Origin of the sequence: Variovorax sp. RTB1 (assembly GCF_035018765.1) — a bacterium.
In the GTDB taxonomy this organism is placed as follows: Bacteria; Pseudomonadota; Gammaproteobacteria; order Burkholderiales; family Burkholderiaceae_C; genus Variovorax.
Genome location: NZ_JASJXG010000019.1, coordinates 19,049 through 37,636 on the forward strand (window position 1 = coordinate 19,049; position 18,588 = coordinate 37,636).

General features: G+C 62.4%; 20 protein-coding genes. 13 read left to right on the forward strand and 7 right to left on the reverse strand.

Going from position 1 to position 18,588, the window contains the following annotated elements; translation table 11 throughout:
- Nucleotide 1: 1 nt before the first annotated feature.
- From QN397_RS13695 to QN397_RS13705, 3 genes are all read left to right on the forward strand, one after another.
- Nucleotides 2-1,042: an NADP-dependent oxidoreductase gene (locus tag QN397_RS13695; protein ID WP_323501135.1), complete on the forward strand. Its 1,041-nt coding sequence runs from the start codon at nucleotides 2-4 to the stop codon at nucleotides 1,040-1,042.
- 115 nt (nucleotides 1,043-1,157) lie between these two features.
- Nucleotides 1,158-2,132: a Bug family tripartite tricarboxylate transporter substrate binding protein gene (locus QN397_RS13700; RefSeq protein ID WP_416352328.1), complete on the forward strand. Its 975-nt coding sequence runs from the start codon at nucleotides 1,158-1,160 to the stop codon at nucleotides 2,130-2,132.
- Nucleotides 2,132-4,504 carry a cytochrome P450/oxidoreductase gene (locus QN397_RS13705; protein ID WP_323501136.1) on the forward strand — a complete coding sequence of 791 codons (2,373 nt, stop codon included), beginning with the start codon at nucleotides 2,132-2,134 and terminating at the stop codon, nucleotides 4,502-4,504. Before QN397_RS13700 ends, QN397_RS13705 begins: the two co-directional genes overlap by 1 nt.
- Before the next feature lie 32 nt (nucleotides 4,505-4,536).
- Here the strand turns inward: QN397_RS13705 and QN397_RS13710 are convergent, their stop codons facing one another.
- From QN397_RS13710 to QN397_RS13720, 3 genes are all read right to left on the reverse strand, one after another.
- A complete protein-coding gene (locus QN397_RS13710) occupies nucleotides 4,537-4,920 on the reverse strand; it encodes a tautomerase family protein (protein WP_323501137.1) in 384 nt (127 codons plus the stop codon).
- Nucleotides 4,921-5,011: 91 nt separating this feature from the next.
- A complete protein-coding gene (locus QN397_RS13715) occupies nucleotides 5,012-5,884 on the reverse strand; it encodes a DMT family transporter (RefSeq protein ID WP_323501138.1) in 873 nt (290 codons plus the stop codon).
- Between the two features lie 75 nt (nucleotides 5,885-5,959).
- Entirely contained in the window at nucleotides 5,960-7,495 is a 1,536-nt protein-coding gene (locus tag QN397_RS13720) for a class I adenylate-forming enzyme family protein (protein ID WP_323501139.1), read from the reverse strand.
- Nucleotides 7,496-7,736: 241 nt separating this feature from the next.
- Here QN397_RS13720 and QN397_RS13725 point away from each other — a divergent pair, with 241 nt between their 5' ends.
- On the forward strand, nucleotides 7,737-7,985 hold the full coding sequence (locus QN397_RS13725; protein WP_323501140.1) for a hypothetical protein: 249 nt from the start codon (nucleotides 7,737-7,739) through the stop codon (nucleotides 7,983-7,985).
- Nucleotides 7,986-8,022: 37 nt separating this feature from the next.
- Here QN397_RS13725 and lipA read toward each other — a convergent pair whose 3' ends face one another.
- The 4 genes from lipA to QN397_RS13745 all read right to left on the reverse strand — a co-directional run bounded on the left by lipA (nucleotide 8,023) and on the right by QN397_RS13745 (nucleotide 11,078).
- A complete protein-coding gene (lipA, locus tag QN397_RS13730) occupies nucleotides 8,023-9,003 on the reverse strand; it encodes a lipoyl synthase (RefSeq protein ID WP_323501141.1) in 981 nt (326 codons plus the stop codon).
- A gap of 20 nt (nucleotides 9,004-9,023) precedes the next feature.
- On the reverse strand, nucleotides 9,024-9,743 hold the full coding sequence (gene lipB, locus QN397_RS13735; protein ID WP_323501187.1) for a lipoyl(octanoyl) transferase LipB: 720 nt from the start codon (nucleotides 9,741-9,743) through the stop codon (nucleotides 9,024-9,026).
- Nucleotides 9,744-9,888: 145 nt separating this feature from the next.
- Nucleotides 9,889-10,170, reverse strand: a complete 282-nt coding sequence (locus QN397_RS13740; RefSeq protein WP_323501142.1) for a YbeD family protein — start codon at nucleotides 10,168-10,170, stop codon at nucleotides 9,889-9,891.
- 23 nt (nucleotides 10,171-10,193) lie between these two features.
- Nucleotides 10,194-11,078, reverse strand: a complete 885-nt coding sequence (locus QN397_RS13745; protein ID WP_323501143.1) for a D-amino acid aminotransferase — start codon at nucleotides 11,076-11,078, stop codon at nucleotides 10,194-10,196.
- Between the two features lie 175 nt (nucleotides 11,079-11,253).
- Here QN397_RS13745 and QN397_RS13750 point away from each other — a divergent pair, with 175 nt between their 5' ends.
- From QN397_RS13750 to QN397_RS13790, 9 genes are all read left to right on the forward strand, one after another.
- Nucleotides 11,254-11,751 carry an ATP synthase subunit I gene (locus QN397_RS13750; RefSeq protein WP_323501144.1) on the forward strand — a complete coding sequence of 166 codons (498 nt, stop codon included), beginning with the start codon at nucleotides 11,254-11,256 and terminating at the stop codon, nucleotides 11,749-11,751.
- Between the two features lie 4 nt (nucleotides 11,752-11,755).
- Nucleotides 11,756-12,625, forward strand: coding sequence for a F0F1 ATP synthase subunit A (gene atpB / locus QN397_RS13755; RefSeq protein ID WP_323501145.1), 870 nt, complete (start codon nucleotides 11,756-11,758; stop codon nucleotides 12,623-12,625).
- Nucleotides 12,626-12,723: 98 nt separating this feature from the next.
- Entirely contained in the window at nucleotides 12,724-12,987 is a 264-nt protein-coding gene (gene atpE / locus QN397_RS13760; RefSeq protein WP_007830191.1) for a F0F1 ATP synthase subunit C, read from the forward strand.
- A gap of 86 nt (nucleotides 12,988-13,073) precedes the next feature.
- Nucleotides 13,074-13,544: a F0F1 ATP synthase subunit B gene (locus QN397_RS13765; protein WP_323501146.1), complete on the forward strand. Its 471-nt coding sequence runs from the start codon at nucleotides 13,074-13,076 to the stop codon at nucleotides 13,542-13,544.
- Between the two features lie 6 nt (nucleotides 13,545-13,550).
- On the forward strand, nucleotides 13,551-14,081 hold the full coding sequence (locus QN397_RS13770; protein ID WP_323501147.1) for a F0F1 ATP synthase subunit delta: 531 nt from the start codon (nucleotides 13,551-13,553) through the stop codon (nucleotides 14,079-14,081).
- 38 nt (nucleotides 14,082-14,119) lie between these two features.
- Nucleotides 14,120-15,673 carry a F0F1 ATP synthase subunit alpha gene (atpA, locus tag QN397_RS13775; RefSeq protein WP_187054007.1) on the forward strand — a complete coding sequence of 518 codons (1,554 nt, stop codon included), beginning with the start codon at nucleotides 14,120-14,122 and terminating at the stop codon, nucleotides 15,671-15,673.
- Between the two features lie 33 nt (nucleotides 15,674-15,706).
- On the forward strand, nucleotides 15,707-16,582 hold the full coding sequence (atpG, locus tag QN397_RS13780) for a F0F1 ATP synthase subunit gamma (RefSeq protein ID WP_187054008.1): 876 nt from the start codon (nucleotides 15,707-15,709) through the stop codon (nucleotides 16,580-16,582).
- 53 nt (nucleotides 16,583-16,635) lie between these two features.
- A complete protein-coding gene (gene atpD / locus QN397_RS13785) occupies nucleotides 16,636-18,048 on the forward strand; it encodes a F0F1 ATP synthase subunit beta (RefSeq protein ID WP_187054009.1) in 1,413 nt (470 codons plus the stop codon).
- 12 nt (nucleotides 18,049-18,060) lie between these two features.
- Nucleotides 18,061-18,480 carry a F0F1 ATP synthase subunit epsilon gene (locus QN397_RS13790; RefSeq protein WP_187054010.1) on the forward strand — a complete coding sequence of 140 codons (420 nt, stop codon included), beginning with the start codon at nucleotides 18,061-18,063 and terminating at the stop codon, nucleotides 18,478-18,480.
- The last annotated feature ends 108 nt before the right edge of the window (nucleotides 18,481-18,588 follow it).

The following is an 18,588-nucleotide window of genomic DNA, read 5'->3' on the forward strand; positions in this document are numbered from 1 at the left end:
CATGACCGCTCTCGTCAACCACCAGGTTCGCCTTGCCAAACGCCCCGACGCCGCTGCCACGCGTGAGCATTGGAGCTTTACCGACGAGGCTGTCGGCGAGCCGGCCGACGGCGGCGTGCTGGTCAAGACCTTGTCGCTGTCGCTCGACCCCGCAATGCGCGGCTGGCTCAACGACGCCAGGAGCTACATCCCACCGGTCGCCATCGGCGAGGTGATGCGGGCCGGCGGTATCGGCAGGATCATCGCTTCGAAGAATCCGGCCTTCGCGGTCGGCGACACGGTGTACGGCACGCTCGGCGTGCAGGAGTACATCGTGATTGCGCAAGACGAGTTGAAGCGCAATGGCTTGGTCAAGATCGACCTCCGCGCTGGCAGCATCGGGCAGTGGCTCAACGTGCTCGGCATGCCGGGCATGACCGGCTACTTCGGCCTGATGGATGTCGGCCAGCCGAAGGAGGGCGAGACCGTCGTGGTGTCGGGCGCAGCAGGCGCGGTCGGACAGACCGTCGGCCAGCTCGCGAAGATCAAGGGTTGCCGCGTGGTTGGTATCGCCGGCGGCGAGGCCAAGTGCAAGTGGGTGGTCCAAGAGCTGGGCTTCGACGCCTGCATCGACTACAAAGCTGGCGAGGGCGCGGTGCGCGCGGGCCTGAAAGAGCATTGCCCCAAGGGCGTGGACATCTACTTCGACAACGTCGGTGGTGACATCCTCGACGCGGTATTGGCCAAGCTCGCACGCAAAGCGCGCGTCATCATTTGCGGCGCCATCAGCCAGTACAACAACGCCAACAGCATGCCGGCTGCTGGCCCGCGCAACTACCTGAGCCTGCTGGTGAATCGCGCGCGCATGGAAGGCATCGTGGTGTTCGACTACGCCGACCGTTACCCGATCGCGATCAAGGAATTGGCCGGCTACCTGAAAGACGGTCGCATGAAGAGCAAGGAAGACGTGGTCAAGGGCATCGAGACTTTCCCCGAGTCGCTCAACAAGCTTTTTGCCGGCGAGAACTTCGGCAAGCTGGTGCTCGAAGTCGCGACCGACTGAGGCTGTCCGATCGAGGCAATTTGTGCCGTGTCGTCACGGTAAACACCCATGAAGAATCGGGCCCGGCAGAGGACACTAAGCCGGGCTTTTTATCGATCACTGTTTGGAGACATGCATGAAGAAAATTTCGGCGATCTGCCTGCTGGCACTGCCTTTGCTCGCCGCGTCGGGCGCCATGGCGCAGGCGCAAACCTTTCCCTCCAAGCCGATCCGCTGGGTCGTGCCTTACGCGGCAGGCGGCGGCTCCGACTTTCTGGCGCGCTCCATCAGCCAGGTGATGTCGACGCAGATCGGTCAGTCGATCCTGGTCGACAACAAGCCGGGTGGCAACACAGCGATCGGCGCTTCGGAAGTGGCACGCGCGGCGCCCGACGGCTACACGGTGCTGTCGGCCGACAACGGCACGCTGGTCTACAACCCGGTGCTCTACAAGACGCTGAGCTACAGCCCGACCAAAGACCTGGCGCCGGTCACGTTGATGGGTCGCTTCCCGATGATCCTGGTGGTCGGTCCGGGCATCTCGGTCAAAGACGCCAAGGACTTCATCGCGCAGGCCAAGGCCAAGCCCGGCGGGCTCAACTACGCATCGGCCGGCGCCGGCAGTCCGCACCATCTGGCGATGGAATTGCTCAAGTCGGAAGCCGGCCTTTTCATGGTCCACGCGCCGTACCGCGGTGCCGCGCCAGCGCTTGCCGATGTGGCCGGTGGACAGGTGCCGGCGATGATGGTCGACTTGGCGGCCGGTGCCGGCTTCATCAAGGGCGGCAAGGTCAAGGCGTTGGCGGTGGCCAACGCAACGCGCCTGCCGCAGTTGCCTGACGTGCCGACCTTCGCCGAGCTGGGCTACAAGAACGTCGAGGCCGCTGCGCTGGTCGGGATGGTGGTGCCCGCCGCGACACCGCCCGAGGTGATCGCTGCGCTCAACAAGCAGGTGGTCGCGGCCATTAACGACCCCGCAGTGCACAAGCGGCTCGAAGACTTCGGCGTGGAGCCGGTCGGCAACACGCCGGCACAGTTCGCCGAGCTGCTCAGAACGGAAGCCGTGCGCTGGCAAAAGCTGATCCGCGACCTGAAAATAACGCTGGATTGATGAGCACGCTCGAACCCCCGGTCCGCGGTGCGGGCTGCCCGGTGGCGCACGGGCCGTTGTCCGCGGAGCGCACGCCCACCGGTTGCCCGGTGAGTCGGCGCGCGGCCGACTTCGATCCGTTCGAAGACGGCTACCAGCAAGACCCGCCGGAGTACGTGCGCTGGGCGCGTGAGCAAGAGCCGATCTTCTGGAGCCCCAAGCTCGGCTACTGGGTCGTCACGCGCTACGACGACATCAAGGCGATCTTTCGGGACAACATCACTTTCAGCCCGTCGATCGCGCTCGAAAAGATCACCCCGACCGGCGACGAAGCCAATGCGGTGCTGGCGTCTTACGGCTTCGCGCTGAACCGCACGCTGGTCAACGAAGACGAGCCCGCGCACATGCCACGGCGCCGCGCGCTGATGCACTCGTTCACACCTGAAGAACTGAAGCACCACGAGCCGATGGTGCGGCAACTTGCGCGCGAGTACGTCGACCGTTTCATCGACGACGGCAAGGCCGACCTGGTCGACCAGATGCTGTGGGAAATCCCGCTGACGGTAGCGCTGCACTTCCTCGGCGTACCCGAAGAAGACATGGACACGCTGCGCAAGTACTCGATCGCGCACACCGTCAACACTTGGGGCCGGCCCAAGCCCGAAGAGCAGGTGGCGGTGGCCCACGCGGTCGGCAACTTCTGGCAGTTCGCTGGCAAGGTGCTCGACAAGATGCGCCAGGATCTCGATGGCCCCGGTGGCACGGAAAGTGGCGGATGGATGCAATACGGTTTGCGCAAGCAACGCGAGCTGCCCGATGTCGTCACCGATTCGTACCTGCACTCGATGATGATGGCCGGCATCGTGGCCGCGCACGAAACCACAGCCAATGCGTCTGCCAATGCGATGAAGCTGCTGCTGCAGCATCCGGACGCGTGGCGCGAAATGTGTGAAGACGCGAGCCTGATTCCTAACGCGGTCGAAGAGTGCCTGCGCCATAACGGCTCGGTCGCGGCCTGGCGCCGCATGGTCACGAAAGATTCGTGCATCGACGGTGTCGATCTGCCGGCGGGCTCCAAGCTGCTCATCGTGACCTCGTCGGCCAACCACGACGAGGCGCACTTTCCCGATGGCGATCTGTTCGACATCCGGCGCGACAACGCGAGCGACCATCTCACCTTCGGCTATGGCTCGCACCAGTGCATGGGCAAGAACCTGGCGCGCATGGAGATGCAGATTTTTCTGGAGGAGTTCAGTCGGCGCCTGCCGCACATGCGTCTCGCGCCGCAACAGTTCAGCTATGTGCCCAACACGTCGTTTCGCGGGCCCGAGCATTTGTGGGTCGAGTGGGACCCGGTGCACAACCCCGAGCGCGCACATCCCGCGTTGCGTCGTCCGCAAGGCGTCGAGCCATTACGGCTAGGTGAACCGTCGAAGGGTGCGATCACTCGGCCGGTGGTGGTCGAGAGCGTCACGCCGGTGGCCGAAGGCATCGTCAAGCTGCGCGTGGTCGCACCCGATGGACGACCGATGCCGCGTTGGGCGCCGGGCTCGCACATCGACATCGAATGCGGACATCCCGATGTGTCGCGCCAGTACTCGCTGTGCGGTAATCCTGCAGATACGAGCGCGTTCGAGATCGCGGTGCTGCGCGACCCGGAGAGCCGCGGTGGATCGAGCTGGGTCCATACGTCGATTCAGGTCGGCGACAAGCTCAAGATCCGTGGGCCGCGCAATCACTTTCATCTCGACGAGTCCGCGCGCAAGCTCATCTTCATCGCGGGCGGCATCGGTATCACGCCTATCAGTGCGATGGCGCGACGCGCCAAGGAACTCGGCATCGACTACGAGCTGCACTACAGCGGTCGACGCCGCGCCACGATGGCATTTCTGGATGCGTTGCGCACGTTGCATGGAGACCGGTTGAAGGTCTATGCGCAGGACGAAGGCGGGCGCAACGACTTGGCGGCGCTGCTCGCCACACCCGAAATGGGCACCCAGGTCTACGCGTGCGGTCCGCTGCGGATGCTGCAAGCGCTCGAAGCGCATTGCGCCGCGTGGCCCGAAGACACGCTGCACATCGAGCATTTCGTATCGACCTTGCGCACGCTCGACCCGTCACGCGAGCGTGCCTTCGATGTCGAGTTGAAAGACTCCGGCATCGTCGTGCATGTGGCCGCGGACCAGACCGTGCTGTCGGCCCTGCGCGCCGCCAACATCGACGTGCAGAGCGATTGCGAAGAAGGCCTGTGCGGCTCGTGCGAAGTGCGCGTGCTGTCAGGCAAGGTGGATCATCGCGACGTGGTGCTCACGCGCGCCGAGCGCGAGGCCGGTGTGAAGATGATGACCTGCTGCTCGCGTGCGTGCGGCGATCGGCTGGTACTCGAACTTTGACGCTTGCTCACCGCTGAGCACCTCGAATCAAGTCAGGTCACATACTGCGCCTCGCCATTGCCGAACGACCAGTTCTCCTTGCGCACCTCGACAAGATTGATGAAGACGTCCTCGCGTCGCATGCCCAGTCGTTCGTGCAGCCCATCGACGATGGCCTTGTAGAAGGTTTGCTTCTGCTCGACCGTGCGCCCTTCGTTCAGCGTGATCTGGATCAGCACGCAGTCGGCGGTGCGCTGGATGCCCATGTAGGTCTTGTCGACGATGAGGTCGTCCGGCGCGTGCTCGGTGATGATCTGGAATCGATCGTCCTTCGGCACGTTGATGGTCGCGATCATCGCGTTGTAGATGACGTCGCCGATGGTCTGGCGCTGCGCGACAGATTTGCCGCGTGCGAGGTCGATGCGAACGAGGGGCATGAGGATCTCCTTGGGGTCAATTGGGGTTGTGCCTTGGATGAAGATACTGCCTTGGCGAGCCGAATGCCACTGAATCGATAGCGAGCAGAGCCTATGCGGCTGGCGCGCGACCCGCGCGACCGCTTGCGCGCGAGCCCATGACCGCCGCGGCGATGATCAGCGCGGCCGCCAACGCGATCGACCATGTGAGCGGGCGACCCGTCACCAGCAGGAGCAGAGCCGTCGAGGCCAGCGGTGTGAGGTAACTCAGGATGCCGATCTGCCGCGCGTCGCCACGCTTGAGCGCCATGTCCCAGACGAAGAAAGCCGCGCCGAGTGGGCCTAGGCCGCACAGCACGATCAGCATCCAGTCCTTGCCGACGAGCGTTGCCGATGGTTCCAGCAGCGCATGGCACACCAGAGCAAGCGCGCCCGACACGAGGCCGAACAGGCCGATGGCCGACGTCGGAAAGGCCGCGACCCGCTTGGTCCACAGCGAATAGCTGGCCCAGATAAAGGCCGAACCGAGCGCCGGAACGAAGCCCCAGTACTCGGTCACTGCAGACGATGCCGTGCCGCTGCGTGCGCCGAGGATGGCAACGGCGGCACCCACGAAGCCGAGCAGTGCAGCGACGATGTGCAACGGCCGCAACGACACGCCCGGCAGCAGCAACGGTGCCAACACCACCATGAACAACGGCCACAGGTAGTTCACCAGATTGGCCTCGATCGGTGGCGCGTGACGCAGTGCGATGAACAGCAGAAAGTGAAAGCCGAAGAGGCCGTAGATGCCGAGCGCGAGCGTCGTCTTCGGCACCTTCCAGGCCTCGCGGTCGCGCAGCACCAGTGGCCAGCTCGGCATGCTTCCGATGATGAGCGCGAGTCCCGTCAGGAGAAAAGGCGGAACGTGCGACAGCGCGCTGCCGAGCGAAGCGAGCGTGGCCCAGATGGCGATGGCGGTGAGAGCGTAGAGAGTCGAAGACATGGCGCGCGAGCTTAGAGCACGTGTCGCGGGCGTCGATGCGCGGGCCTCAGTCGCGCATCGATATGCGCGGAAGAGTTAACGCACCCGCTCGCGCAACTCGCGCTTCAACACCTTGCCGATCGCACTGCGCGGCAGCTCGTCAATCCAATGCAAGGCCGACAGTCGCTGCGTCTTGCCGAGCTGCGCATTGGTCCATTGCAAGAGCGTGTCCTCCGGCGTGTCGTCGCCGGCGCGGCGCACCACGAACGCCACCGGCGTTTCGCCCCATTGTTCGGACGGAACACCGACCACGGCAACATCCGCGACGGCCGGATGCGCGCGCACCACGGCCTCGAGATCACTCGGGTAGATGTTGAAGCCGCCGCTGATGACCAAGTCCTTCTTCCGGTCGAACAGCGTGAGAAAGCCGTCGGCATCGAAGCGACCGACATCGCCGGTGCGGATGAACCGTTTGCCTGTTGCATCGAACCATTCGGCCTCGCGCGTTTTTTCGGGCTGGCGGTGGTAGCCGGTCATCATGCCGGCCGAACTGCCGACGACCTCGCCATCGGCGCCCGGTGCGACCTCGCGACCGTCTTCATCGATAAGCCGAATGTCGCTGCCTTCGGCCGCCCGCCCGACAGTGTGCAGTTTGGTCGGGTGCAGGTGTGCCTCGAGGATGCAGGTGCCACCGCCTTCGGTCATGCCATAGAACTCGATCAGCCCGCCGGGCCAGCGCGCGAGCACGTCGGCCTTGAGAGCGGCACCGAACGGTGCGCTGGTGCTGAACTTGGCACGAAACGATGACAGGTCGTGGTCGCCGAAGGCCAAATTCGCCATCAGGCGCTGGTACTGAACCGGCACGAGCATCGTGTGCGTGACGCGATGTTGCTCGGCGAGTGTCAGGTAGCCGACCGCATCGAACTTCGGCATCAGGATCACGCAGCCGCCGAACGCCAGCGTCGGAAAAAAGACGACCAGCGTGGTGTTGGAGTACAGCGGTGTCGAGAGCAGCGTGACGGTGTCGCGGCCGTAGCCGTATTTGGCGCCACGCTGAACGTGCGCCCAGCGCATGCCGTGACCTTGCACGATGCCTTTGGGCTCGCCGGTGGTGCCCGATGAATAGATGATGTTGAAAGGCCACGACGGCTGCACCTCGACCGCGGCGGGCTGGGCGCCGACGGGCAACAACCAGTCATCGAATGTGCGGCCGGCGTTCGAGCCGTCAAGCGTGATGCGGGTCGGCGTGGGTGCGTTGCCGGTGCCGGCGGCAGTCGATGCATCGATGAACAGCAGGCGCGCTTCGGCGTCTTCCATCATTCGGGCCAGGCTGGCGGACGTCGATCCGGGCGCCAGCGGTGCTACGGCGACTCCGGCACGCAACGCGCCCAGAAACACGGCTGCGTACGGCACCGAAGCCGCTGCGCAAATTGCGATAGCGTCACCGGCGCCCAGACCGTCGCGCTGCAGGCTCGCCGCGATGCGGTCCATCAGCGCGTCGAGTTCGGCGTAGTTCAGCGTGGTGCCGGCATCGCGCAGAGCGGGGCGCTCGGGGTTTTGCCGTGCGTGGAGCGCGATGAGGTCGGAAATCGCGCCGAAAACGCGATCGATGGCGGTCTGGAAGGTGTCCATCAGAGTTTGATCTGGCTGAAAAGAGGTGGTGGGGCGAGAGTAAAGCTCAGTCAAAGCTATGTATCAGGGATTACCGGGAGGCGGGAGCCGTCAACCCGGTCCACGGGCAGGGCGTTGTCTGCACATGACGAATACTTTCAATACGATCCTTATGATCAATGTGGTCCGCGCAGACGACAAGCGTTCAGGCCCGCCAACGCGACAGCCGCAGCCCCGTCGGTCCAGCTCTAGCTGAGCATTCATGACTGAAAACAAGATCGCCCGATGCGCAAGCGCCGCGGTGGTACTCGGACTTTTGCTCGCGACTGCAGGTTGCGTCGTGGCCCCTGGCCCATACGGCGCGCCGGGGCCGGTGTATGTCGAGCCGCCGATCATTTCGGTAACGCCGACCTATGTGAGCCCGGGCGTCGGCTTCATATGGATGCAGCACCCTCGCTACGGTTACGGCTGGCACCACCCGCAATATGGCTGGCATCGCGGCTGGCGCTGAGAAGTCCGGCTGCAGGCTTTTCAGCCCGTCAACGGCGTTAAACGCCCGCTGCGTGCGCCTGCTGGTCGGCGTGGTAGCTGCTGCGCACCATCGCACCCACTGCGGCATGGCTGAAACCCATCTTGTAGGCCTCTTCCTCGAACATCTTGAAGGTGTCCGGGTGCACATAGCGGCGCACCGGCAGGTGTGAGGTCGATGGCGACAGGTACTGGCCAATGGTCAGCATGTCGATCTCGTTTTCGCGCATGTCGCGCATCACTTGCAAAATTTCTTCGTCGGTCTCGCCCAAGCCCACCATGATGCCGCTCTTGGTCGGTACTTTCGGATGCAACGCCTTGAACTTCTTCAGCAGGTTCAAGCTGAACTGGTAGTCGCTGCCGGGACGCGCTTCTTTGTACAGGCGCGGCGCGGTTTCCAGGTTGTGGTTCATCACATCTGGCGGCGCGAGCTTCAAAATCTCCAGCGCGCGGTCGTCGCGGCCGCGGAAGTCGGGCACCAGAATTTCGATCTGCGTCATCGGCGAGAGTTCGCGGATGTTGCGGATGCAGTCGACGAAGTGCTGGCTGCCACCATCGCGCAAATCGTCCCTGTCGACGCTGGTGATCACCACGTACTTCAACTTCAGCCTGGCGATGGTCTTCGCCAAATTCAGCGGCTCGTCCTTGTCGAGGGGGTCGGGTCGGCCGTGGCCGACATCGCAGAACGGGCAGCGCCGCGTGCACTTGTCGCCCATGATCATGAAGGTCGCGGTGCCGTTGCCGAAGCATTCGCCGATGTTCGGGCACGACGCTTCTTCGCACACCGTGTGCAGGTTGCTTTCCCGCAGGATCTGCTTGATATCGTAGAAGCGCGTTGTCGGCGAACCGGCGCGCACCCGAATCCACTCCGGCTTTTTCAGCACCTCGCCCTGGATTACCTTCACCGGAATGCGCGACAGCTTGGCCGCGGCCTTCTGCTTGGCAAGAGGGTTGTAGGTTTCCTGGCTCTGGATATCGCGGACGACTTCGGTGGTGCTCATATCGGACTGCTAGGGCGGGATCAGGGTGCGAGGGCGGTGATGAGCTTCTGGCTCAAAACCCGGGCAGCGTCGTCCCAAGTGGTTTGGACGCCAATTATAGAAAGGTCGACTGTTTTCAGCCCCGCGTAGCCGCAAGGGTTGATGCGCGAGAAGGGTTCGAGGTCCATCGCGACGTTGAGCGCAACACCGTGGTACGTGCAATGGCGGCTGACTTTGATGCCGAGCGCGGCGATCTTGCCGAGGCCGGCGAAGGTGTCGATCGGCAGTGCACCCGCGGATGTGCTGGCTAACGCTCCCATCGATGCAGGCATTGCCGATGAGGCCAGCCGCGCATGCGAAAACGGATCGTCCAGCCGGACATAAATACCCGGCGCGCCAACGATGCGATGCCCTGTCACGCCGAAATGCGCCAACGTGCGGAGCACCGATTCTTCAATGCGATAGACGTACTCTTTGACGTAGTAGCCAGCGCGGGGCAGATCGAGCAACGGGTAGGCGACGACCTGACCCGGCCCGTGATAAGTCACCTGACCGCCGCGGTCGGATTGCACGATCGGGATGTCGCCGGCGTCGATGATATGGCCCCGCTTGCCCGCGAGACCCTGCGTGAAAACCGCGTCGTGTTCGCACAGCCAGAGCATGTCGGGTGTTTCTGCGGTGCGTCCCTGCGTGAAATTTTTCATCTCGGCGAAGGTCGCTGCGTAGTCGGCAGGGCCAAGCCACTGCACTTCGATCGGCATCGGCTGTTGCGGTGCGTCGATGTGTTGCGAAGTCGTCGGAGCGGTCATTTCGCCTCCGGCCCTGCGTGCAGCGCGCAGATCGCCAGACTAAAAACGCACGGCGCGCAGCGAAGTTGTCTTCGGCGCTCCAGCGAACGCGAAAGCCTCAAAGAACGACCTTGACTGAAGGGTGCGACGACAGCGCCCGATACAGCTCATCGAGCTGTTCACGACTGGTAGCGGTGACGGTGATCGTCACGCCCAGGTAGTTGCCGGCCTTGCTGTCGCGCAGCTCGACCGTGGTCGCGTCGAAGGTCGGGTCGAACTGTTCTGCGATCTGGGTGATGGCGTGCACGAAGCCGTCGGCCTTGACGCCCATCACCTTGATCGGGAACTGGGACGGGTATTCGATCAGCGATTCCTGTCGGGTGGGATCGGGCGTGCTCATGGCGGGCTCCGTAAGTGTTTCGGTTAGCGATTGCGCTGCTTCGCGTCCTGGTAGGCCGCGTACAGCACCTGGTAAATGGGGCCGGGTTGGCCGTTGCCAATGGGGTGCCCGTCGAGCGTCACGACTGGCAATACTTCCTTGGTGGCGGACGACAGCAGCAACTCGTCAGCGCCGAACACTTCGTCCCGCGTGATGCGCTGCAATTCGAAGGGGATGCTGCAGTCGGCGCACAAGCGCTCGAGCAAGCCGTAGCGAATGCCTGCGAGAACGAGTTCATCTTTGGGTGATCCGCTCATGCGGCCGTCTTTGACGACCCATACGTTGCTGGACGACGCTTCGCTCAGGAACTCGCCGCGGAACATCACGGTCTCGGTGGCGCCAGCGTCGACGCTGATCTGCCGCGCCAGCACCGCGCCCAGCAGGCTCGTGGCCTTGATGTGCGCTTTTTGCCAGCGAAAGTCGGCGGCGGTGACGCAACTAACACCCGCAGCGCGCACCGCATCGGGCACCGGCTTCATAGGGTTGACCATCGCGAACACGGTCGGCATTAGGCCTTTCGGCATCGCGTGATCACGCATCGCCACGCCGCGCGTCACTTGGTAATAAACGGCCTGGGGCGCGGCTTCCGGCGACATGGCGCCGGGCTTTGCAAGCTTCATCGTGATCTCGCGCCATTGATCGAGCGTCAACGGATTGTCGATGCACAGTTCTGCCAGCGAGCGCCCGAGTCGCGCCATGTGTTCATCGAAGCAGAAAGGCGTTCCGCCATAGACGGGGACGACTTCGTAAACACCATCGCCGAAGATGAAGCCGCGGTCGAGCACGCTTACCTTGGCGTCGCGCAGCGGGGTGTAGTCGCCGTCGAGATAGCAGAGCGAGTCGGGCAAGGCGTTCGCAATTGGGTGCATGAGGAATTATGGTGGGCACGTCTTGGCGTGTTGTCGTCAAGGCGAAGGTTCCGATGTCGCTGCACGTTTTGCGCATCGGCGTGCGGTCGTGCCTGGAAAGGCATGGGATTTACTTATAATCAACGGCTTTGTAGAAATTCCTGATCGCTCCGCGCTGTCCCCGGGCTTCACTCCAATGAAAAAAATTGCCCGGGACCACGTGGATACTTTTGATACGCAAGTAAACGACCAGGAAGCTGACTTCAAGCCGCTCACGGCCGAAGAGGCGCAGGCGTTGAGGGCTAAGAGCCCGTCGGTTTCCCTTTGGCGGGTGATCGCGGGCCAGTGGGTGGTCGGGGTGCTGGTGGCTTTGGCCGCCTGGGGCCTGACCGGGAGGCAAAATCTAGGTTGGTCGGCTGGGTACGGCGCGCTGGCAGTGGTCATTCCCGCTGCGGTGTTCGCGCGGGGGCTGACCGGCAAGTTTTCTTCCCTGAATCCGGGCACCGCGGTGTTTGGATTCTTTTTGTGGGAAATGGTCAAGATGGCCTTGTCGCTCGCGATGCTGATCGCGGCGCCAAGGCTGATTACGGCGCTGAGCTGGCCTGCAATGCTGGTTGGTTTGGTGGTGACAATGAAGGCGGCCTGGCTGGCGGTGGTGTTAACGCCCCGGCGCCAGCAACAACGAGACGAATAACGGAATGGCTGCTGAAAACGCTGCGGAACACGGTCTAACGGCTGGTGAATACATCGTTCACCACTTGACGCATCTGCAAAGCTCCAAGCCGAGTGGCGTGGCCGATCTTTCGGTCTTCAATTTCGATTCGCTGTTTTTTGCGATCGCGCTCGGCGCGCTCGGTTGTTTCGTTCTTTGGCTTGCAGCGCGCAAGGCAACCTCGGGTGTGCCGGGCCGCTTCCAGGCCTTCGTCGAGCTGCTGGTCGAAATGGTCGATCAGCAAGCCAAGGGCATCGTGCACAACGCCAAGAGCCGCAAGTTCGTCGCGCCACTCGCGCTGACGATCTTCGTGTGGATTTTCATGCTCAACGCCATGGACTTGTTCCCGGTCGATCTGTTTCCGTTCATTTGGGAAAAAATCTACGGCGCTGCCGGTGGTGATCCGCATCACGCCTACTTGCGCGTGGTTCCGACGGCTGACTTGTCGATCAGCATGGGCATGTCGGTGGCGGTGTTGCTGATTTGCCTTTACTACAACATCAAGATCAAGGGTCTCGGCGGTTGGGTTCACGAGCTTTTCACTGCGCCGTTCGGCAATCATTGGGCGTTGTACCCGTTCAACTTCGCGATGCAGATCATCGAGTTCGTCGCCAAAACGGTTTCGCACGGCATGCGGCTGTTCGGCAACATGTACGCCGGCGAACTGATCTTTTTGCTGATCGCCCTGATGGGTGGCGCGTGGTCGCTGTCGGCGACCGGTATTCTGCTGGCACTGGGCCAGATCGTGGCAGGCACGGCATGGGCCATCTTCCACATCCTGATCATCACGCTGCAGGCCTTCGTGTTCATGATGCTGGCGCTGGTCTATGTGGGTCAGGCCCACGACCACCACTGACCGACATCGGCCCTCTTTGATCTTCGGATCGATCCTGTTTCGTTTTCTGTTTTCTCTGTTTTCTGTTTCTCGTCAACCAAAGTCCTCTAGGAGTCATCATGGAAGTTATTAGCTTTGTTGCACTGGCCGCCGGCCTCATCATCGGTTTGGGCGCTGTGGGCGCATGCATCGGTATCGGCATCATGGGCAGCAAGTACCTCGAATCGGCCGCACGCCAACCTGAGCTCATGGGCGAACTGCAAACCAAGATGTTCCTGCTGGCCGGTCTGATCGACGCTGCCTTCATTATTGGTACCGGTATCGCGCTGTGGTTCGCTACGGCCAACCCGTTCCTGGCGCAAATCGCCAACCTGCCCAAGTAAGTCTTTCTCGTAGGACCTTCGATGTCGTTTCCCTGTTTTTTACTGGCGAGATGGCCTCGGTTTCAATCCCATAGAGAGGGTAAAAAGTGAGCATTACCGGTACCCTGATCGTTCAGATGATCGTGTTCCTGATCCTGGTCGGGTTCACGATGAAGTTCGTGTGGCCGCCGATCACGAAGGCGTTAGACGAACGCGCTGCAAAGATCGCCGAAGGCCTCGCTGCTGCCGACAAAGCCAAGTCCGAACTGACCGCCGCCAACAAGCGCGTAGAAGTCGAACTCGGTCAGGCGCGCAACGAGTCCGCGCAACGCGTGGCCGATGCCGAGCGTCGCGCACAGGCCATCATCGAAGAAGCCAAGTCGCGTGCGACCGAAGAGGGCAACAAGATCGTTGCCGCCGCTCGCGTCGAAGCCGACCAGCAAGCGCTGAAGGCACGCGAGGCATTGCGTGAGCAAGTCGCTGCGCTGGCCGTCAAGGGCGCTGAGCAGATCCTGCGCAAGGAAGTGAATCCGGCCGTCCACGCCGATTTGCTGGCCCGTCTGCAGACCGAGCTTTGATGCACCATGGCTGAACTCGCCACCATCGCACGTCCTTATGCCGAGGCGCTGTTCAAAGCGTCGTCGTCGAACCTCGGCGCCACCAGCGCCTGGCTCGACAAGCTGGCCGTGATCTCGACCGACCCTGCCTTGCTGCAGTTCGCCAGCGGCCCGCGCACGACCACCGAGCAAATGCTCGGCATCGTTGCGAGTGCCAACGGTGCAGCGCTGACGGCACCTGCGCAGAACTTTCTGGGCGCGTTGCTCGACAACGGCCGTTTTGCGGTGCTGCCGGAAATTGCGAAGCAGTTCCGGGCACTCGCGAATGCCCGAAGCGGTTCTTCGGACGCCATCGTGTACAGCGCTTTCCCAATCGACGACGCAGACCTGGTCGGCGTGTCGGCTGCTCTCGAAAAGCGCTTCGACCGCAAGCTCCAGGTGACGGTTCAGCAAGAGCCGGCGCTCATCGGCGGCATTCGTGTGGTGGTCGGCGACGAGGTGCTCGACACCTCCGTCAAAGCGCGCCTCGAACAAATGAAAGTTGCGCTGGCGGCCTGACGGCCCCCAGCCCTTTACAAAGAAAGAAGGAAAGAGTCATGCAACTCAATTCCGCAGAAATTTCCGAGCTGATCAAGAGCCGTATCGAAGGCCTCGGCGTCAGCGCGAACATTCGCAATGAAGGCACCGTGGTGTCCGTTACCGACGGCATCGTGCGCGTGCATGGTCTGTCCGATGCGATGCAGGGCGAAATGCTCGAGTTCCCGCCGACAGCCGACGGCACTCCGACTTACGGGCTGGCACTGAATCTCGAGCGTGACTCCGTCGGTTCCGTGATTCTGGGCGAGTACGAGCACATCTCCGAAGGCGATACCGTGAAGTGCACGGGCCGCATTCTCGAGGTGCCCGTGGGCCCGGAACTGATCGGCCGCGTGGTGAATGCACTGGGTCAGCCGATCGACGGCAAGGGCCCGATCAACGCCAAGATGACCGACGTGATCGAAAAGGTCGCTCCGGGCGTGATCGCCCGCAAGTCTGTCGACCAGCCGCTGCAAACCGGTCTCAAGTCGATCGATTCGATGGTGCCGATCGGCCGCGGTCAGCGCGAGCTGATCATCGGTGACCGCCAGACCGGTAAGACCGCCGTCGCGATCGACGCGATCATCAACCAGAAGGGTCAGAACGTCACTTGCGTCTACGTCGCGATTGGCCAGAAGGCTTCCTCGATCAAGAACGTGGTGCGTGCGCTCGAGCAAGCGGGCGCTATGGACTACACCATCGTGGTCGCTGCTTCCGCATCGGAATCGGCCGCCATGCAGTACGTGTCGGCCTACTCGGGCTGCACCATGGGCGAGTATTTCCGCGACCGCGGAGAAGACGCGCTGATCGTGTACGACGACCTTTCCAAGCAGGCCGTGGCCTACCGCCAGGTGTCGCTGCTGCTGCGTCGGCCACCAGGTCGCGAAGCCTACCCAGGCGACGTGTTCTATCTCCACAGCCGCCTGCTCGAGCGCGCCGCCCGCGTGAACGAAAAATACGTCGAAGACTTCACCAAGGGTGCAGTCAAGGGCAAGACCGGTTCACTGACGGCGCTGCCAATCATCGAGACACAAGCCGGCGACGTGTCCGCGTTCGTGCCGACCAACGTGATCTCGATTACCGATGGCCAGATTTTTCTGGAGACCAATCTTTTCAACGCCGGTATCCGTCCTGCCATCAATGCGGGCATCTCGGTGTCGCGCGTCGGTTCGGCTGCGCAGACAAAGATCATCAAAAGTCTGTCAGGCGGTATTCGTACAGACTTGGCGCAGTACCGTGAACTGGCCGCGTTCGCGCAGTTCGCGTCCGACCTCGACGAAGCCACCCGCAAGCAACTCGACCGTGGTGCCCGTGTGACCGAACTGCTCAAGCAGGCGCAATACAGCCCGCTGCCCGTCTCGCTGATGGGTGCGACGCTGTTCGCGGTGAACAAGGGCTTCATGGACGATCTCGAGATCAAGAAGGTGCTGCCGTTCGAACATGGTCTGCATCAATTCCTGAAGTCGAGTTACGCACCGCTCCTCGACAAGATCGAAAAAGCCAAGGCGCTCGACAAGGATGCGGAAGCCGAATTGACGGCCGCCGTCACCGCTTTCAAGAAGTCGTTCGCCTGATCGCCCCGATCGACCTGACGACAAGGAACTGACATGGCAGCAGGTAAGGAAATCCGCGGCAAGATCAAATCGGTGGAGAACACCAAGAAGATCACCAAGGCCATGGAAATGGTCTCGGTTTCCAAGATGCGCAAGGCGCAGGAACGCATGCGTGCCGCTCGCCCCTACAGCGAAAAAATCCGCAACATCGCGGCCAATCTCGGCAAGGCGAACCCGGAATACACGCATGCGTTCATGAAGACGAACGAGGCCAAGGCGGTCGGTTTCATCATCGTGACGAGCGACAAGGGCCTGTGTGGCGGGTTGAACACCAACCTGCTGCGTGCAGTGACCGTGAAGCTGCGCGAGGCGCAAAACGCCGGCATCGCCATCGAATCAGTCGCGATCGGCAGCAAGGGGCTCGGCTTCTTGAATCGCATCGGCGCGCGCGTCGTGGCGCATGTGACCCATCTGGGTGACGTGCCGCACCTCGACAAGCTGATCGGCCCGGTCAAGACGCTGCTCGACGCTTACGCCGAAGGCAAGATCTCGGCGGTGTACCTCTGCTACACGAAGTTCATCAACACCATCAAGCAAGAACCGCTGGTGGAACAGTTGCTGCCGTTGGCCGTCGATTCGCTTCAAACCGAGCCGGGCGCACATTCGTGGGACTACATCTACGAGCCCGATGCGCAGAGCGTCATCGACGAGTTGCTGGTTCGCTATGTCGAATCGCTGGTCTATCAGGCGGTTGCCGAGAACATGGCGTCGGAGCATTCGGCGCGCATGGTCGCGATGAAGGCAGCAACCGACAACGCGGGCAATGTGATCGGCGAGCTGAAGCTGATCTACAACAAGACGCGTCAGGCCGGCATTACCAAAGAACTGTCCGAGATCGTCGCAGGTGCGGCAGCCGCCGCCGGCGTTTAAGTCTCAGCGCTTCAGTCGACGTTCTCAAACAAACAACTTTTATCGGAGCACACATGGCTCAAGCAATCGCAGAAGGCAAGATCGTTCAATGCATCGGCGCCGTGGTCGACGTGGAATTCCCGCGTGACCAGATGCCGAAGATTTACGACGCGCTCAAGTTCGCCGGCAGCGCGCTGACGCTCGAAGTCCAGCAGCAGCTCGGCGACGGCATCGTGCGCACCATTGCGCTCGGTTCGTCCGACGGCCTGCGCCGCGGCCTGATCGTGACCAACACGAACGCGCCCATCACGGTGCCGGTCGGCAAGGCCACGCTCGGTCGCATCATGGACGTGCTCGGCGCGCCCATCGACGAACGCGGCCCGGTCAGCCAGGAACTTACCGCATCGATCCACCGCAAGGCGCCTGCCTACGACGAGCTTTCGCCGTCGCAGGACCTGCTGGAAACCGGCATCAAGGTGATCGACCTGATCTGCCCTTTCGCCAAGGGCGGCAAGGTGGGCCTGTTCGGTGGCGCCGGTGTGGGCAAGACCGTGAACATGATGGAACTCATCAACAACATCGCCAAGGCCCACTCGGGCGTGTCTGTGTTCGCAGGTGTGGGCGAGCGGACCCGTGAGGGCAACGACTTCTATCATGAGATGGCCGACTCCGGCGTCGTGAACCTCGAGAACCTCGAGGAGTCGAAAGTGGCCATGGTCTACGGCCAGATGAACGAGCCTCCGGGCAACCGTCTGCGCGTGGCGCTGACCGGTCTGACCATCGCAGAATCGTTCCGCGACGAAGGCCGTGACGTGCTCTTCTTCGTCGACAACATCTACCGCTACACGCTGGCCGGTACCGAAGTGTCGGCACTGCTGGGCCGTATGCCTTCCGCCGTGGGCTACCAGCCCACGCTGGCTGAAGAAATGGGCCGCCTGCAAGAGCGGATCACGTCGACCAAGGTCGGCTCGATCACTTCGATCCAGGCCGTCTACGTGCCAGCCGACGATTACACCGATCCGTCGCCTGCCACCACCTTCGCCCACCTGGATTCGACCGTCGCGCTGTCGCGTGACATCGCTTCGCTCGGCATCTACCCCGCTGTGGACCCGCTCGATTCGACCTCACGCCAGCTCGACCCCAACGTGGTCGGCGAAGAGCACTACAACACGGCCCGCGCCGTGCAGGGCATGCTGCAGCGTTACAAGGAACTGCGCGACATCATCGCGATTCTGGGCATGGACGAACTCGCACCGGACGACAAGCTCGCCGTGGCCCGCGCCCGCAAGATCCAGCGCTTTTTCTCGCAACCGTTCCACGTGGCAGAAGTGTTCACCGGAACACCGGGCAAATACGTGCCACTGGCCGAGACCATCCGTGGTTTCAAGATGATCGTCAACGGCGAAGCCGACCACCTGCCGGAACAAGCGTTCTACATGGTGGGCGGTATCGACGAGGCGTTCGAAAAGGCCAAGAAGGTCGCTTAACAAGGAATCACCATGGCAGGCACTATTCATGTGGACGTGGTCAGCGCGGAAGAATCGATCTTCTCGGGCGAAGCCAAGTTCGTCGCGCTGCCCGGTGAAGCCGGCGAGCTCGGCATCTTTCCGCGCCACACGCCGCTGATCACGCGCATCCGCCCTGGGGCCGTGCGAATCGAGATGGCCGACGGCGGCGAAGAGTTCGTCTTCGTGGCGGGGGGCATTCTCGAAGTGCAGCCGCACTCGGTTACCGTGCTTTCCGACACCGCCATCCGCGGCAAGGACCTGGATGACGAGAAGGCCAACGTCGCCAAGGCAGCTGCCGAAGAAGCGCTCAAGAACGCCAAGACTGACATCGACATCGCGATGGCGCAGTCGGAGCTTGCGGTCATGGCGGCACAACTCGCGGCACTGCGCAAATACCGCGACAAGAAGTGATCGTCACGCATACTTGAGATCAGGCCGCCTGCGGGCGGCTTTTTCGTGGCCGCCCCAAATCGGGTCCTACCGCAACACTTCGAACTAAACATATCCGAAGTTCAGCCT

Bases quoted from the DNA above. Each gene is read 5' to 3' on its own strand.
- lipB (WP_323501187.1), bottom strand. From the start codon at position 9,743: ATGCCGATCGAAGTGCAGTGGCTTGGCCCTGCCGACTACGCAGCGACC.
- QN397_RS13750 (WP_323501144.1), top strand. From the start codon at position 11,254: ATGAAAAAAATTGCCCGGGACCACGTGGATACTTTTGATACGCAAGTA.
- QN397_RS13710 (WP_323501137.1), bottom strand. From the start codon at position 4,920: ATGCCCCTCGTTCGCATCGACCTCGCACGCGGCAAATCTGTCGCGCAG.
- QN397_RS13715 (WP_323501138.1), bottom strand. From the start codon at position 5,884: ATGTCTTCGACTCTCTACGCTCTCACCGCCATCGCCATCTGGGCCACG.
- QN397_RS13770 (WP_323501147.1), top strand. From the start codon at position 13,551: ATGGCTGAACTCGCCACCATCGCACGTCCTTATGCCGAGGCGCTGTTC.
- QN397_RS13790 (WP_187054010.1), top strand. From the start codon at position 18,061: ATGGCAGGCACTATTCATGTGGACGTGGTCAGCGCGGAAGAATCGATC.
- QN397_RS13725 (WP_323501140.1), top strand. From the start codon at position 7,737: ATGACTGAAAACAAGATCGCCCGATGCGCAAGCGCCGCGGTGGTACTC.
- QN397_RS13705 (WP_323501136.1), top strand. From the start codon at position 2,132: ATGAGCACGCTCGAACCCCCGGTCCGCGGTGCGGGCTGCCCGGTGGCG.
- QN397_RS13720 (WP_323501139.1), bottom strand. From the start codon at position 7,495: ATGGACACCTTCCAGACCGCCATCGATCGCGTTTTCGGCGCGATTTCC.
- atpA (WP_187054007.1), top strand. From the start codon at position 14,120: ATGCAACTCAATTCCGCAGAAATTTCCGAGCTGATCAAGAGCCGTATC.
- QN397_RS13700 (WP_416352328.1), top strand. From the start codon at position 1,158: ATGAAGAAAATTTCGGCGATCTGCCTGCTGGCACTGCCTTTGCTCGCC.
- atpG (WP_187054008.1), top strand. From the start codon at position 15,707: ATGGCAGCAGGTAAGGAAATCCGCGGCAAGATCAAATCGGTGGAGAAC.
- lipA (WP_323501141.1), bottom strand. From the start codon at position 9,003: ATGAGCACCACCGAAGTCGTCCGCGATATCCAGAGCCAGGAAACCTAC.
- atpE (WP_007830191.1), top strand. From the start codon at position 12,724: ATGGAAGTTATTAGCTTTGTTGCACTGGCCGCCGGCCTCATCATCGGT.
- QN397_RS13695 (WP_323501135.1), top strand. From the start codon at position 2: ATGACCGCTCTCGTCAACCACCAGGTTCGCCTTGCCAAACGCCCCGAC.
- QN397_RS13740 (WP_323501142.1), bottom strand. From the start codon at position 10,170: ATGAGCACGCCCGATCCCACCCGACAGGAATCGCTGATCGAATACCCG.
- atpD (WP_187054009.1), top strand. From the start codon at position 16,636: ATGGCTCAAGCAATCGCAGAAGGCAAGATCGTTCAATGCATCGGCGCC.
- QN397_RS13745 (WP_323501143.1), bottom strand. From the start codon at position 11,078: ATGCACCCAATTGCGAACGCCTTGCCCGACTCGCTCTGCTATCTCGAC.
- atpB (WP_323501145.1), top strand. From the start codon at position 11,756: ATGGCTGCTGAAAACGCTGCGGAACACGGTCTAACGGCTGGTGAATAC.